The sequence below is a fragment of the Trinickia sp. genome, assembly GCF_051961175.1.
Lineage (GTDB): Bacteria > Pseudomonadota > Gammaproteobacteria > Burkholderiales > Burkholderiaceae > Trinickia.
Map to the genome: position 1 here is coordinate 1 of NZ_JBQCDN010000335.1, position 15,055 is coordinate 15,055.

Genomic DNA, 15,055 nt, shown 5'->3' on the forward strand with positions numbered 1-15,055 from the left:
CGGTGGGGCGTGGCGCTTGGACCGCTCAAAGATGACGGGCGATGACCATCCGCTGCACTTCGCTCGTGCCTTCGTAGATTTGCGTGATGCGCGCGTCGCGGTAGTGGCGCTCGACCGGATAGTCCGCCAGATAGCCATAGCCGCCGTGGATCTGGATGGCCTTTGAACAGACTTCCTCGGCCGCCTCCGACGCGTACAGCTTGGCCTGCGACGCCTCCGACAGGCAAGGCTTGCCCGCCGTGCGCAGCCGAGCGGCGTGATGGACGAGCAGCCGCGCTGCGTTCAGACGCGTAGCCATGTCCGCCAGCATATGGGCGATCGCCTGGTGCTCTTTGATGGCCTTCCCGAATTGGATGCGCTCGCCGGCGTAGGTTCGGGCCGCGTCGAACGCAGCCCGGGCGATGCCGACGGCCTGCGCCGCAATGCCGATACGCCCGCCCTCGAGGTTCGACAACGCGATCTTCAGCCCTTCGCCCCGCTCGCCGAGGATATTCTCCTCGGGCACGGCGCAGTGATCGAGCGTAATCGGGCAGGTATCCGATGCGCGAATGCCGAGCTTGTTCTCGGGCCGGCCCACCGTAAAGCCGGGCGTGTCCGTCGGCACGATAAACGCCGACAGCCCGCGCTTGCCGAGTTCGGGATCGGTGACGGCGAAGACGATCGCCACGCCGGCGCGCCCGCCGTTCGTGACGAATTGCTTGCTGCCGTTGATGATCCAGCGTCCGCCTTCCAGCACGGCGCGTGTTTTCAGGTTGTTGGCCTCGGAGCCGGCGTGCGGTTCCGTGAGGCAAAACGCGCCGATCGTCTTGCCGAGCGCCAGATCGCCGAGCCAACGCGCTTGCTGCGCCGCAGTGCCGAATCTCAGGATCGGGCCGCAGCCAACGGAGTTGTGCACGCTCATCATCGTTGCGCAGGCGGCGCACCCGGCCGCGATTTCCTCCAGCGCGAGGGCATAGGCGACGTAGTCGGTATAGGTACCGCCGAGTTCGGACGGCACCATCATGCCGAGCAAGCCCAGTTCTCCCATCTGCCGGACGATGTGGGCAGGCAAGGCGCCGTCGCGGTCCCATTCGGCGGCGTGGGGTGCGAGGCATTCGATCGCGAACGCGCGTGCGGCGTCGCGGATCATTCGTTGGTCATCGGTGTAGAACTCGTCCATGGCGGCGCAGCCTCGGGCATTGGGTGAAGGAATCGTGGCTCGGGCGGCGACCGTGTTTCGCGCCGCAACGTACGCGGGAGGCCAAGCGGCATCGAATCCGCGCGGCGCCGGCCTCGCGTCGCGCTGGCCGAGCGTTGGCTTGGCGGCCGGCCGTGCCGGCTTTACACTTTCGGGTTTTCGGCCGGCGCGGCAGCGCCGATGGCCGGATACCGCATGCATTCGGCGCGTGGCGGTGCCGACCGGCGAGCCTTGATGTACGTGACGAAGTGTAGGCAGGCTCGCCGCGGCTTTCGATGCTCTGGCCGCTCACTCGCCGTGAGCGCATTTGCCATCCGGGCATCGGGATGGAAGCGACGAGGTCATGATCGTCGTGTCCGCCGAGCCGTCCGATGTCCACACCCCCCGTCAGAACGACTCATGGATAAAGAGAAAGGGACCATCGCCGTCAGCCTCGTCGAAGAAGCCGTTCGCTGCGTCGAGCGCTGCGGGGTCGATCCTGCGCCGATGCTCGAGGAAGCTGGGATCTCACCGCAACTGCTCGCTGCACCGCAGGCGCGCGTATCCTCGGCGCAATACGGCGCGCTGTGGAGCGCGATCGGCCGTGGGCTCGACGACGAATTCTTCGGCCAGGATGCGCACCCGATGAGAAGCGGCAGCTTCATCGCGATGTGTCAAGCGGCCCTGACCGCGCGCAACGGCGCGCAGGCGATTGCACGCACCACGGGCTTCATGCGGCTCGTGCTCGACGAGCTCACGGCGCACGTGGAGGCGACGAGCGAGCGCGTGCGCCTCGTCTATCGGCTGCGCGAGGGGGCGCCCGGGAAGGAGATGTTCGCCTACGCCACGCATTTCATTCTGGTTTACGGCGTTGTGTGCTGGCTCGTCGGACGCCGCATTCCCGTGCGTGCCGCGCGCTTTGCTTGCACCGAACCGGCGGCTGGGCATGAGTATCGGTCGATGTTCTGCGACGATTTGCGTTTCGGCGAACGCGAATCGTATGTCGAGCTCGAGCCGGCGTTCATGGAACTGCCCGTCATCCAGACGCCGAATTCGCTAAAAACGTTCCTGCGCAACGCGCCGGCGAGCTTTATCGTCAAGTACCGCAATCCCGATTCGCTGGGGGCACGCGTGCGGCGGGCCCTGCGCGCGCATCCGATTGCCGAATGGCCCGGCGCCGACGCGCTGGCCGCCGAGCTGCGGATCGCCGAAGCGACGATGCGCCGCCGGCTCAAGCGCGAGGGCGAGACCTATCAGTCGATCAAGGATGCGCTACGCCGCGATATGGCGATCGCGGCCTTGCAAAGCGGGACGCATACGATCGCCGATATTGCCGTCGCCGTCGGATTCGCGGAACCCAGCGCCTTTCATCGCGCGTTCCGGAAGTGGACGGGCGCTCGGCCCACCGATTACCGGCCGGCGGAGCGGGACGGCGCCCGGACGGTTGTTACAAAACCCTGATAACCACGCCGAATGACGATATATCGTTGTGTTTCCTCAGCCGAATTTCCTATCTTGTAAGGAGGCACCGCAATTCGCGTTCGAGGCGAGAGGAAATGAACGAGGCCGTCCAGCGGTTCGGTAGCAAGGGGTTGGCCTGGGTGGGGCTGGGTTGGCCCTTGATCGGGGCGCTCATGCTCGTCACGGCGGGCATCGGGGCGTTCGGCACGTTGAGCCTCTACAACAGCGAGGCCGAAGTCCAACATTCGAATACGATCTATATGGGCCTCGAACGGTTGCTTGCGCTGGCACGCGACGCGGAAACGGGGCAGCGCGGGTTCGTCATCACCGGGCGCGAGGAATACCTTCAACCCTATCGCGAGGCGCAGCCCGAGATCGGCTCGGAGCTCGACAGTCTTCAATCGCTGTTGACGAACGATGCCGCGCAAGAGCAACGGTTGGAACAGCTGCGCACGCTGCTCGACGAGAAGCACCGCGAACTTCGGGCCGTTATCGACGTGCGGCGCACGCAGGGGTTTCCGGCCGCTCAAGTCATCGTCGCGACCGATACCGGCAAGGGGTTTATGGATCGCGCGCGGACGATCGTGGGCGAGATGGAGCGCGACGTCGCCGCACAGCTCGACGCGCGCCAGGCCGCGGCGAGGCGCACGCGTGATGTGGCAGTTGCGATCGGTCTTGCTTCGGCTGCGCTGACCGTCTTCCTCTGCTTGTCGTTCGGCTACCTGGCGCGACGCATGCTTCGTGAGGCGACGGAATTGGCCGCCACGCTGTTCGAGCAAAAGGAATGGCTCGAGGTGACGCTCGCGAGCATCGGCGACGGGGTCGTGGCCACCGACGTCGACGGGCGGATTGCGTTTTTCAACCGGGTGGCGCAGAGGTTGACCGGCTGGCATGCCGAGCAGGTGATTGGCCGTCCCGTCGAAGAAATCGTGCGGTTGGAGCACCAGGATGAAGGCAAGGCCGACAACCCGGGGCTGAGTGCGATTCGTGCGCGACGGACCATCGATCATGCGAGCGGGACGCTGGTGGGGCGGGACGGCAGGCGTACCCACGTCGATGCCAACGGGGCGCCGACGTTCGACTCCACCGGGCGGCTCGTGGGTTCCGTCCTCGTCTTGCATGATGTGACGGAACGCGAGCGGGCTGAGCAGCAAGTGCGGCAGCGCACCGAAGAGCTGGCCCGCTCGAACCGCGACCTCGAACAGTTTGCCTATGTGGCATCGCACGATCTGCAAGAGCCGTTGCGTGCGGTCGCCGGTCCGTTGCAACTGTTGCAGCGGCGGTACGCGGGAAAACTCGACGAACGAGCGGACGAGTTCATCGGCCATGCCGTGGATGGTGCGACGCGCATGCAGAAGCTGATCGACGATTTGCTCAGCTATTCGAGAGTCGGGCGGATCGAAGATCCGAAGCAGCCTGTGCCGGTTGGCGATGCATTGGCGATCGCCCTCAAGAACCTGGCGGTAGTGTTGCAAGAGACCGAGGCCCAGGTGACCCACGATGCGCTGCCGACGGTACAGGGCATTCCGACGCAATTGATCTTGCTGTTTCAAAACCTGATCGGCAACGCCCTGAAATTCCGAATGCCAGACCGGCCCGTGCAGATCCATGTCGGTGCGCAATCGGACGGCCGGGAATGGCGGATTTCGGTTGCCGACAATGGGATCGGCATCGCGGAGCAGTACTTCGAGCGCATTTTTGTCATCTTCCAACGCCTGCACACGCGCCGCGAATATCCGGGCACCGGTCTCGGGCTTGCGCTTTGCAAGCGCATCGTCGAGCACCACGGGGGGAAGATCTGGCTTGAGTCGAAGCCGGACGAGGGCACCACGTTCTTCTTTACCTTGCCCCGCGCGGCGAGCGCAGACGAGGTTAACGCGTCGTTGAGGAGTGCCGCTGATGTTACGCAATGAAACCGGTGAGCTCGTCCACATCCTGCTCGTCGAAGACAGCCCCACCGACGTCATGTTGACGAGGGAAGCGATGGAGCAATACAAGGTGCTCAATCCGCTCGATATCGTCGAGGACGGCGTCGACGCCATGGATTATCTGAAAGGCCGCGGCAAATATGCCGGTCGCGAGCTGGCCAGGCCGGGGCTCATCATTCTCGATCTGAACCTGCCTCGTATGAGCGGCCGCGAAGTGCTCTACGAACTCAAGCAGGATCCAGAACTGAGCAACATACCCGTTGTCGTGTTGACGACATCGAAATCGGAGGAGGACGTAGTCAAGTCGTACTGTCTCCACGCGAATTGCTACATTACCAAGCCCGTGGATTTCGCGAAGTTCATCGACGTCGTGCGCAGCATCAACGAATTTTGGTTCGGCGTCGTCACTCTGCCGCCGGTTCGCTCTTGAACACCCCGTCACCCATCGAGGTCTTGCTGGTCGAAGACAGCCCCACCGATGCGCTGATTATCGGCGAGGCGTTGATCGATATCAGCGAGTTCAGCCATACGTTGACGCACGCGGAATCGCTTGCCGAAGCGCTCGCGCGGGCCGAGGGGGCACGCTTCGACGTCGTCTTGCTCGATCTCGGTTTGCCCGACGGCAATGGCATCGACACGTTCCGTCGCTTCCGGCAGGTCGCGCCCGATACACCGGTACTCGTTTTGACGGGGCTGGCGGATATTTCCGTCGGCGTGGTGGCGATTCAGGAAGGCGCGCAGGATTACGTGCTCAAGCGCGAGATCGAGGCGCCGCTGATCAGCCGGGCGATACGCTACGCCATCGAGCGCAATCGCGCGCTCACGGCGCTGGCCGCAAGCGAGGAGCGGTTTCAGCTGGCCGTCACCGGCGCCAGCGCGGGCTTGTGGGATTGGGATCCGCGGACGGACGAATTGTATCTGTCGCCGCATTTCCGCGAGATCGTCGGCCACCACGAAGACGAACTGCCGAGTCAAATGCGCGCGCATTTGGAAATCATTCACGGCGACGACGTCGAGCGCGTCATGCGGGCGCTGCGTGCCCATACGCAAGACCGGCATCCGTACGACATCGAATATCGGGTCCGGACGCGCGCCGGCGAGTACCGTTGGATCCAATCGCGCGCGCAAGCTTTATGGGACGCTTCGGGAACGGCGTACCGGATGGTGGGCTGGATCCTGGATGTGACCGAGCGCAGGCGCGCGGACGAGGCCCTGCGCCAGTCGACCGAGGAATTGCAGCGCTTGTCGGCGAATATTCAACACATCCGCGAGGAAGAAAAGACGCGGATCGCCCGCGAGTTGCACGACGATCTTGGGCAATTGCTGACGGCGCTGAAGATCGACATGATTCACTTCGAGCAGGCGATCGAAGGCACGATCGATGAATCGGCGGCCGGTGCGTTGCGCAATGTGTATGGGCTCATCGATCAGCTCGTCGGCTCGGTGCGCCGCATTGCCGCCGATCTGCGTCCCGTGATGCTCGACGACCTTGGGCCGATCCCCGCGATCGATTGGTTCATTCACGAGTTTTCCGCGCGACATGGCATCGCCGTCAACGCTCACCTCGATATCAACGAAGTCGCCTTCAATCGCGACAGCGGGACGGAAGTCTTCCGCATGGTGCAGGAAGGGCTGACGAATATTGCGCGGCATTCGGGCGCGAGCGAGGCCGAAATCGAAATTGCCCGCGACGAGCCATTTTGCCTGGTCAAAATTCGCGATAACGGGCGTGGGGCGCTGCCCGACGCGCGCCGCAACCGCAAGTCCTTCGGCTTGCTGGGCATGCGAGAGCGCGCCGCGCGGCTGGGCGGCGAGCTCAGCGTCGCCACGGCGCCGGGGGAGGGGTTCGCGCTGACCGTCAGGCTGCCGCTCGCGGTCGTCGAGGCTCCGGATACCGATGTCTCCGCCCCGGGCATCGTCAAGCACTGAACAAGCACTGAAGCATCGGGTGATCGCGGCGTGGAAGCCGCTTTGATACGACGTCCTTCCTACGCCGCGCACAGGATTTGCTTGAACGCACGCAGGCAAGCACTTTCTACGGTGGTTTATTGATGAGAGAAGTCATTATTTCCGAGCGATGCGTGGCGCACGGGCGTGCCAATGTGTCGAATGAGCAACACGAAGCCAATCCGCAGTCGAAAGGACGAAATGCGGGGAGCCGGAGCAAGGCGGCGACGGCCATTTGCATGATGTTGTGCGCTGCGATCGCTGGCCCGGCGGTCGCAGCGACGGCTGGGTCGGACGCGGCAACGAAGCGCGGCGGCGGGGTCTCGAGCGCGCACGCCACGGCGGCAGCACCGGGTTCGACGGCGGCCAATGGGCCGGCAGGCGCCGCGGCCCCCGCGCCCGGATCGGCTTCATCGCCCGCGGATGCCGCTGCTTACGCCGCGTCCGCGGCTTCTGCCGCCGCGGCAGCCGCAGCCACGGCAGCCGCCTCCGCCGCCGTTGCAGCCGCGGCTCAACATGCGGCCGATGTCGCCGCCCACCTCGATCCGCGCGATGCGCTGAAGCTGGCCGATCAATTTTCGAGCGCCGTGACGCGACGCCTGAGCGTGCCGCCGGCCGATCAGCGCGCCTACGGTCAGCGCCTGCAGGCGGCGTTGGCCGCCAACGGGCTCGGCGCGCTCTCGCGCCAATATGTCGTGCTCGTCGATCGCAATCCAAACGTCCAAGCGTTGTTTATCTACTTCCGCGGCGATCCGGCGAGCGCTTGGACGCTGATCGGCGCCGCGCCCGTCGCAACGGGGCTGCCGGGCCGCTACGATCATTTCGTGACCCCGCTCGGCGTGTTCGAGCACACACCGCAAAACATGGATTTTCGCGCCGAGGGCACGGTCAACGAGAACGGCATTCGCGGCTATGGTGCGCGCGATATGAGGATCTTCGATTTCGGATGGACCGATGCCGAACGCGGATGGGGCAAGGGCGGGGTGTCGTCGATGCGCTTTCAGATGCATGCGACCGATCCGGACAAACTCGAGCCGCTGCTCGGCATTCGTCATTCGAAGGGGTGCGTGCGGATTCCGGCTTCGCTCGATCGCTTTCTCGATGAGTACGGCGTGATCGATGCCGGGTACCAGGCGATGATCGATGCCGGCTTTTCGCTTTGGGTGCTGCATCGCGATCGGACGGTGACGCCGTGGGCGGGACGTTATTTGGCCGTCGTGGATTCGGACGCGAAATCCCGCCCGGTGTGGTCGCGGGAGCCGAGGCCCGAGGTGAAGGCGCGCGTGCCGGAGGGGGCGGATACGGCGGACTGAGCGAGGGCGCCAGAGGGCGGGAAGCTGGGTCGCGGCGCCGGGCCTGCCCCCCTTGCCTGACTTAGCTGACGAGCCAGATCGCACCCATCCCGAGCAGCGCACCCCCGAGCGCGCAGGCCCAGAGCAAACGCCTGGTCAGACGCTGCTCGTGGCGCAGTTCGGCCAGCCAGAGCGCCGATTCCTGGCGTTCATGGCCGATAGTCAAATCGTGAAGGCGCCGCACGATGAGGTTCGGCATGCGGGGCATCGCAGCGAGGTGCGGTAGTTCGCGCGCGAGCCGCTTGATCCAGCCGCGATGGCCAATGTCCTCACGGGCCAGCGCTTTGAGCGAGCCTTTCACGACCTGCCAGATATCGATGCCGGGTGCCAGCGTACGGGCGAGCGATTCCGCCCGTGCAAGCGCCTGATGCGCGAGCGAGAGGGCCGGCGAGACGGCGCCGTCGAACGGCTCAACGGCAAGGAGAAGATGCGCCAGGAGCGCGGCGGGAGAGCGCACGCCGCTCGGCGCGGCAAAATGCGGCTCGGCCCGCGTGCGCAGCTCGGCGCCGAGCAATTCGTCGCGCGTGTCGGGCGCCACATGGCCCGCATCGCGATGCATGGCCGCGAGCCGCCCGTAGTCTTGTTCGAACAGCGCACTTGCGCCGTGGACGAAGAATTCCCGCTCCGGCTCAGTGAGTGTCGCCATGATCTTGCCTTCGCCGAACAGGAGCCGGCCTTGCGTGTGCGGCTCGATGCTGACGCGCAGCCGTTCGGCATCGAGCGCCGCATGAAAGAAACCATGCGCGAATGCCTGCTCGACGACGACTTCCACGATGCGCTCCGCCAACGCTTCGAGATCGATACCTCGTAGACGCAGCGCTTCGAGATCGGTGACGGGCAGCGAATCGATCCGTTCAAGGACGAGCACATGATCGGTGCTGAGCTCCCATACGACATCGGGCACGACGACGCGGGCGTCGTCGGCGAAATGCCGCGCCGTCTGCGACAAATTGGCGGCTTCGGTGCGCAAATCGAAGCGTCGCTGCACTTCGACGCCGAGCGATTGCGTCATCGCATGCAGTTCAAGTTCGCGCGCGGCGGGCAGTAGCCGCTCCAGCACCCGAGCGACCCACCGCAACACGGCGAGATCGTCGCCGATGCGCACGACTTCATGCACGCGCAGGAGTTTGATCACTGTTTCGACATAGCCGCCGTCCTGCCTCGCGGCGTGTTCCGGCTTGCGTAAACGCGCACGATGGACTTGCTCGGCGATGCCGGATTCCTGGGCGACAAGATCGACCGACGAGAACACGGCACCGGGCGCCCGCCCCATCGCTTTCGCGAGCGCCGGCGCGACTTCGTCCGGCGGCAGCGGCCTGACTAACGCTGCTTCGGTACGGGCCAGGATGCCGAGTACATCGTGGACCGACCGGGCGAACGTCTCGGGGGGCGTCAACGATTGGCCGGCAAAGGCCTGGATAAGCGGCCCCAGTTGCGGCAGTGCGCGATGCAGTGCGTCACGCGCGCCCGGACGTGCGTGTAAGCGCGTGGCCAGATGCATGAGCCATCGCAGTTTGTTGTCATGCGGAGCGGCGGCCCATAGCAGCCGCGCGCCGTAGCGCAGCGCGCAAAACAGGACAAACAGGCGTCGAAGCGTAGTGCGCATGAGGGAATGGATGAGCCCGGCGAAAGCGTAACGAGGTGCCAGCGAGAAGAATGCCACGGGGCGCCGCGATATACGCACGAAAGTGAAAACAACGACCAACACGATGGCGACGAGCCCTCGGACCGCCAAACGTGCGCACCGTTCCACTGCCGTTTGTGGCAGCGCACAACAAGAAAACGTCAATCGACCCTAAAGTTGCCCGGCATCGTTGCCGTAAAGGGTGGCATCGGCCCGACCACGCTATCCGCAACGAACACCGGGCGCCTCGCCCGTCGCGACGGGACGCATGCCGTTGTCGTCATCCATGAGAGAGTCAACGATGTCGCACCCTGCATTCTTTAGTCGATTGTTCCCGCAAAGCGTGGCGGTCGATCTCGGCACGGCGAACACGCTGATCTACACCCGCGGCAAGGGTATCGTCTTGAACCAGCCGTCGGTGGTCTGTTTTCAGAAATCCACGGATGCCGGAAGAAGCCGGGTGACGGCCGTCGGCGATCAAGCGAAGCAACTGCTCGGGCGCTCGCCCGGCAACGTCGAGGCCGTGCGGCCGATGCAGCATGGCGTCATCGCCAATTTCTCGGCCGCCGAGCGCATGTTCCGCGAATTCATCGACATGGCCCAGCTGCGCTCGCTGTTCGGGCGCCGCGCCGAGTTCACGATCTGCGTACCGTCGAACGCGACGGCCGTGGAGCGGCGCGCCATCCGCGAGGCGGCGCTGGCGGCCGGGGCGGCGAAGGTCACGCTGATCGGCGAATCGCTGGCCGCGGCGGTCGGCGCGGGCTTGCCCGTCGCCGAGGCGCGCGGCTCGATGGTCGTCGATATCGGCGGCGGCACGACCGAAGTCGGCATCGTCTCGCTCGGCGGGGTGGCGTATCAAACGTCGGTGCGGGTTGGCGGCGACCAGTTCGATGCCGCGATCGTCGGCCACGTGCGCAGTAACTACGGTGTCATCATCGGCGACCAAACCGCCGAACTCGTCAAGAAAACGATCGGCACGGCCATCGCGAACGTGCCGGATCAACGGATGCGTGCGGTCGGCCGCAGCTTGGCCGACGGGTTGCCGCGGACGATCGAACTCATCAATCATGACGTGGCCGAGGCGTTGTCCGTGCCGTTGAAGACGGTGATCGGCGCCGTCAAGAATGCGCTCGAGAACGCTCCGCCCGAACTGGTGACCGACATCGCGGATACCGGCATTGTTCTGACTGGCGGGGGGGCCTTGCTGGCCCATCTCGATCGGCGGCTCGCCGAGGAAACCGGGCTGGCCGTGCGCGTGGCGAACGAGCCCCTGACCTGCGCGGTGCGCGGAGCCGGTGCCGCAGCCGGGTGCGTCGATTCCGCTGCCTTCCTTCAATGAGCGATTCGACAGCGACGCCGGCACCGAGCGGCTGATACGGCTGATACGGCTGCAACGGCTGCAACGGCTGCAACGGCTGCAACGGCTGACACGGCTGACACGGCTGACACGGCTGACACGCGGCGAGGCGAGGCACGGGCGGTCCGATGCGGTGTTACCATCGGCGTTTGCTTATCCGCGTCTGTGCGAGCCGGCCCGTTATGCCTTCCATCAGCCAACTCAACGTCCATCCCATCAAGTCGTGCGGCGCGATTTCGCGCGACACCGTCCGCTTGACCCCGTACGGCCTCGAGCATGACCGCAACTGGATGGTGGTCGATGCGCAGGGGCGCTTCATTACTCAACGCACCCACGCGAGCCTCGCACGCGTTCACCCGGCGCTGAACGGCGACGCGCTCGAAGTCCGAACGCCCGGCATGGCCACCCTCACGCTCCCGCTCGATGCGGCGGCTCTGGCCGGCGCGCCCACGATTGCGGCCACGGTGTGGCGCGATACGGTGCCCGCGCTCGATGCGGGCGATGCCGCCGCCCGCTGGTTTTCCGATTACCTGGGTGCACCCGTGCGCCTCGTGCGCTTCAATCCCGATTCGGAGCGCATCGCGAGCCGCGACTGGACGGGCGACACCACGGCGAACGTCCGGTTTGCCGACGGCTTCCCGCTGCTTGTCATCGGCGAAGCATCGCTCGCTGATTTGAACCTGCGTTTGAGCGGCAAGGGCGTCGATCCGATTCCGATGAACCGCTTCAGGCCGAACCTGGTGGTGGCCGGAATCGAAGCGTACGAAGAGGATTACATTGAGACGTTGAGGATCGCAGCGACAGATGGCGAGACGGGTGAGACGGGTGAGACCGGCGAGATCGAATTGCGCATCGTCAAGCCGTGCACGCGCTGTCCGATGCCGACGATCGATCAGGTGAGCGGCGCGCCGGACCCGCGCTGGCCGAACGAGCCGACCGATACGATGAGCATCTATCGTTCCGACAGCCGCATGAACGGCGCCGTCACGTTCGGCCAGAACGCGATCGTCATCGCAGGGGCGGGGCGCACGCTGGCCGTGGGCCAGGCATGCGACGCCGAATTGCGTTTCGAGGCATGAGCGAGACCGAATCGATGACTGTTCGATCAGCTGCGATGGGCCGCGCTGCCGTCGTACCGGACGACGACGTTCGCTTCGTCGAATTGAAAGACGGGTTACGAATGCCTTACGTCGAGCGCGGTTCGGGCCCGCTCGTCCTGTTCGTGCACGGCTCGCTATGCGATTACCGGTATTGGCAGCCGCAACTGGCGGGCCTGTCGGCGCATTATCGGTGCATCGCCGTGAGCCTGACGCATTATTGGCCCTTGGCCGGTTTGCCGCCTACGCTTCCATTCAGTTGGAGCCTGCATGCCGACGAACTCGCGCAATGTCTGGAAGCGCTCGATGCGGGCCCGGCGCATGTCGTAGCGCATTCGCGCGGCGGCGCCGTGGCCTATCAATTTGCCGTACGCCATCCGCAGCATGTGCGGACGTTGACGCTGGCCGATCCAGGCGGCCCCTTATCCACGCTCGGCCAGCCCGAAACGGTGCTGCCCGACACGGTCAATCCGCTGCGCGCCCGAGCGGCGCAACTGGTGGAGCGCGGCGACTTGGAAGCCGGGCTGCAACTGTTCGTCGATTCGGTGAGCCGCGTCGGTTCGTGGGCCAAGAGCACGGCCGCGTTTCGGGCGATGGCGCTGGACAACGCTTTGACGCTGCCGTTGCAGTTTCAAGATCCGTTGCCCGCCTATACGCGGGAGACCGCCTGGAGCCTGCGATGCCGAACGATGCTGATCGATGGCGAGAAGAGCCCGGAGCTGTTTCGACGCAACGTGAGTATGCTGGAAGGCTGGTTGCCCGACGTGAGGCGCCATACGATACGCGGCGCGTCGCACGGCATGAACCTCGCTCATCCAAGTGCATTCAATCGCCACATCGACGAATTCATTCGAGACAGCGAGTGAGAGACGGGGCACAGGCATCACGTTTGCATTGACCGAGGGCGGGTTCGCCTCATTGTTTCCTTCACGCGTCGCTTCCTACAATCAAGGCAAGCGAACGGCCGCAAAGCACTGGGCTGGCGTAAGGCGCTAAAAGAGCCAAGCGGCGAGCGCTCGAGCGCCAGCTCCCATTGACTGGAGCAAGACGATGCTCGATACCGACGCACTGACCGAAACCGAAACGCCCAAGCAACCCGGCACGCCGTTGCAAGGCGACGCCGATGGCGTGTTCATCGCGCCCGAACATCCCTATATCGCGCGCACGAGCCAATACGTGCTCAAGTCGGGCGACACCTTCGTCGTCAACGATCCGCTCGGCGACATCAACGGTGTCGACGACGGCATGTTCGTCAACGATACGCGCATGCTGTCGCAACTGAGGTTGACCTTCGGCGGTCGCGCCCCCTCGCTGCTGTCCGGCAACGTGAGCAGCGACAACACATCGTTCACTGCGCATTTGACGAATCGTCCGCTGCCCCCGCTCGGCGGCGAGGGCACGCCCGAAGGTGTCATCCATGTGGAGCGGCTGCGCGTATTGTCCGGGACGGTGCTCTACGAAGCGATTACGTTGACGAACTATGGCGTCAACGACGCCGTCGTTCCGCTGTCGATTTCCTTCGCCAGCGATTTCAAAGACATGTTCGAGGTGCGGGGCCTGAAGCGAACGAAGCATGGCACCGTCGAGCCCACCCGGGTCGGGCCAAACGACGTCAAGCTCGCTTACGTTGGGCTCGATCAAGTGCGGCGGTGTGTCGACATTGCGTTTGCCCCGGCCCCGGACAATCTGTTAGTGGACCGTGCCGACTACACGGTCGAACTGTCGGCGCACACCTGCGTCTCGATCTATATCTCCGTTGCGGCCAATACGCATGCACTGTCGGCAACGCACGGAGCCGAGCCGCTTGGCGTTCAGATCGCCCAACCTCCCCACAGCTCGCATCCCGCGCATTTGACGCAGATCGATGCCGCGCCGCCGCGCGTGGGCCGGGCGGCGGTCCGCGCCGCGCTGGCCAACGCCCACTTATCGATGCGCGAGCGCCGCAGGACGACGGCACGGCTGCGGTCGAGCAATCCGCTGTTCAACGCATGGCTCGACCGTTCGTTCGCGGATCTGAATTTGTTGACGACGGATTTGCCCACGGGGCCCTATCCCTACGCCGGCATTCCTTGGTTTTCGACGCCGTTCGGGCGCGATGCCGTGATTACTTCGTTGCAAACGCTGTGGCTGCAGCCCTGGCTTGCGCGTGGCGTGCTGCGTTTCCTGGCCGAGCATCAGGCGCGCGAAGACTCGAAGTTTAGGGACGCGGCCACCGGCAAGATCATGCACGAGATGCGCAAGAGCGAGATGGCGGCGACGGGCGAGGTGCCGTTCGCGCTGTACTACGGTGGCGTCGATACCACGCCGCTGTTCATCGTGCTGGCGGGAGCCTATGCGGCGCGGACGGGGGATCACGCGCTGATCGCCGAACTATGGCCGGCGCTGGAGCGGGCGGCGCAGTGGGTCGCGAAAGCGTGCGACAAGAATCTCCATGGCCTGCTCGATTATCAATGCGAATCCGACCGCGGCTTGGCGAACCAAGGGTGGAAGGACAGCCACGACTCCGTGTTTCATGCGGACGGACACTTTCCGCAGGGCCCGATCGCGCTCGTCGAGGTGCAGGCGTATGCCAGCGCGGCATTCGACACCATGGCGCAGTTTGCCGCGCAGCGTGGCTTAACCGAAGAGGCGGCCGATTATGCCGCGCGCTCGACGGCATTGCGCGAACGCGTGGAGGCCCTGTTCTGGATGCCCGAGGCGGACTTCTACGGTATTGCGCTCGATGGGCATGGCGAGCTGTGCCGGGTGCTCGCATCGAACGCGGGACACTTGCTGGCGTTCGGGTTGCCTACGCGTGCGCGCGGCGAGGCCGTGGCGCGGCATCTGCAGTCGACGCTCTTTCATACGGGGTGGGGCGTACGCACGCTAGCCGCGGGTCAGGCGCGCTTCAATCCGATGGCATATCACAACGGCTCAGTCTGGCCGCACGACAACGCGCTTTGCGCGCGTGGGCTCGCGCGTTACGGCAACAAGGAGGCCGCCGTGCACTTGTTGCAGGCGCTGTTTGAAGCCGCGGTCAGTTTCGACATGCGCCTGCCCGAGCTCTTTTGCGGATTGGCGCGCCGGCGCGGCGAACCGCCAACCGCCTATCCGGTGGCTTGTCTGCCGCAGGCGTGGGCGGCGGGCGCGCCGT

General features: G+C 65.0%; 11 protein-coding genes. 9 read left to right on the plus strand and 2 right to left on the minus strand.

Translation table 11 applies throughout. The features are described 5' to 3' along the window. Positions 1 to 25: 25 nt before the first annotated feature. Positions 26 to 1,159 carry an acyl-CoA dehydrogenase gene (locus ACTHL0_RS19890; protein ID WP_440568592.1) on the minus strand — a complete coding sequence of 378 codons (1,134 nt, stop codon included), beginning with the start codon at positions 1,157 to 1,159 and terminating at the stop codon, positions 26 to 28. A 417-nt stretch (positions 1,160 to 1,576) separates the two neighbouring features. On the opposite strand from ACTHL0_RS19890, the gene ACTHL0_RS19895 reads away from it, so the two are divergent. The 5 genes from ACTHL0_RS19895 (at position 1,577) to ACTHL0_RS19915 (ending at position 7,805) form a co-directional block, all read left to right on the plus strand. Beyond that, the gene (locus ACTHL0_RS19895; RefSeq protein WP_440568593.1) at positions 1,577 to 2,617 is read left to right on the plus strand and encodes an AraC family transcriptional regulator; all 1,041 of its coding nucleotides are present in this window, start codon (positions 1,577 to 1,579) and stop codon (positions 2,615 to 2,617) included. Between the two features lie 173 nt (positions 2,618 to 2,790). Continuing rightward, positions 2,791 to 4,530 carry a sensor histidine kinase gene (locus ACTHL0_RS19900; RefSeq protein ID WP_440568601.1) on the plus strand — a complete coding sequence of 580 codons (1,740 nt, stop codon included), beginning with the start codon at positions 2,791 to 2,793 and terminating at the stop codon, positions 4,528 to 4,530. Then, positions 4,517 to 4,975 (plus strand): response regulator, encoded by a 459-nt coding sequence (locus ACTHL0_RS19905; RefSeq protein ID WP_440568594.1) that lies wholly within the window; start codon positions 4,517 to 4,519, stop codon positions 4,973 to 4,975. Before ACTHL0_RS19900 ends, ACTHL0_RS19905 begins: the two co-directional genes overlap by 14 nt. Further along, entirely contained in the window at positions 4,972 to 6,474 is a 1,503-nt protein-coding gene (locus ACTHL0_RS19910; protein ID WP_440568595.1) for a PAS domain-containing protein, read from the plus strand. Before ACTHL0_RS19905 ends, ACTHL0_RS19910 begins: the two co-directional genes overlap by 4 nt. Positions 6,475 to 6,596: 122 nt before the next feature. After that, positions 6,597 to 7,805, plus strand: coding sequence for a L,D-transpeptidase (locus tag ACTHL0_RS19915; protein ID WP_440568596.1), 1,209 nt, complete (start codon positions 6,597 to 6,599; stop codon positions 7,803 to 7,805). Positions 7,806 to 7,866: 61 nt separating this feature from the next. Here ACTHL0_RS19915 and ACTHL0_RS19920 read toward each other — a convergent pair whose 3' ends face one another. Then, positions 7,867 to 9,450 (minus strand): ABC1 kinase family protein, encoded by a 1,584-nt coding sequence (locus ACTHL0_RS19920; RefSeq protein ID WP_440568597.1) that lies wholly within the window; start codon positions 9,448 to 9,450, stop codon positions 7,867 to 7,869. Between the two features lie 319 nt (positions 9,451 to 9,769). Between ACTHL0_RS19920 and ACTHL0_RS19925 the strand changes: the two genes are divergently transcribed. From ACTHL0_RS19925 to ACTHL0_RS19940, 4 genes are all read left to right on the plus strand, one after another. Then, positions 9,770 to 10,807, plus strand: coding sequence for a rod shape-determining protein (locus tag ACTHL0_RS19925; protein WP_440568598.1), 1,038 nt, complete (start codon positions 9,770 to 9,772; stop codon positions 10,805 to 10,807). Between the two features lie 200 nt (positions 10,808 to 11,007). Then, positions 11,008 to 11,904: an MOSC domain-containing protein gene (locus tag ACTHL0_RS19930; RefSeq protein WP_440568599.1), complete on the plus strand. Its 897-nt coding sequence runs from the start codon at positions 11,008 to 11,010 to the stop codon at positions 11,902 to 11,904. Between the two features lie 101 nt (positions 11,905 to 12,005). Beyond that, positions 12,006 to 12,788 carry an alpha/beta fold hydrolase gene (locus ACTHL0_RS19935; protein WP_440568602.1) on the plus strand — a complete coding sequence of 261 codons (783 nt, stop codon included), beginning with the start codon at positions 12,006 to 12,008 and terminating at the stop codon, positions 12,786 to 12,788. A gap of 184 nt (positions 12,789 to 12,972) precedes the next feature. Continuing rightward, positions 12,973 to 15,055, plus strand: a 2,083-nt coding sequence (locus ACTHL0_RS19940; RefSeq protein ID WP_440568600.1) for an amylo-alpha-1,6-glucosidase, incomplete at its 3' end; no start/stop codon positions are given.

Coding starts and splice junctions, on each gene's coding strand:
- ACTHL0_RS19925 (WP_440568598.1), top strand. CDS start 9,770: ATGTCGCACCCTGCATTCTTTAGTCGATTGTTCCCGCAAAGCGTGGCG.
- ACTHL0_RS19935 (WP_440568602.1), top strand. CDS start 12,006: ATGCCTTACGTCGAGCGCGGTTCGGGCCCGCTCGTCCTGTTCGTGCAC.
- ACTHL0_RS19900 (WP_440568601.1), top strand. CDS start 2,791: ATGCTCGTCACGGCGGGCATCGGGGCGTTCGGCACGTTGAGCCTCTAC.
- ACTHL0_RS19895 (WP_440568593.1), top strand. CDS start 1,577: ATGGATAAAGAGAAAGGGACCATCGCCGTCAGCCTCGTCGAAGAAGCC.
- ACTHL0_RS19930 (WP_440568599.1), top strand. CDS start 11,008: ATGCCTTCCATCAGCCAACTCAACGTCCATCCCATCAAGTCGTGCGGC.
- ACTHL0_RS19915 (WP_440568596.1), top strand. CDS start 6,597: ATGAGAGAAGTCATTATTTCCGAGCGATGCGTGGCGCACGGGCGTGCC.
- ACTHL0_RS19890 (WP_440568592.1), bottom strand. CDS start 1,159: ATGGACGAGTTCTACACCGATGACCAACGAATGATCCGCGACGCCGCA.
- ACTHL0_RS19920 (WP_440568597.1), bottom strand. CDS start 9,450: ATGCGCACTACGCTTCGACGCCTGTTTGTCCTGTTTTGCGCGCTGCGC.
- ACTHL0_RS19905 (WP_440568594.1), top strand. CDS start 4,517: ATGTTACGCAATGAAACCGGTGAGCTCGTCCACATCCTGCTCGTCGAA.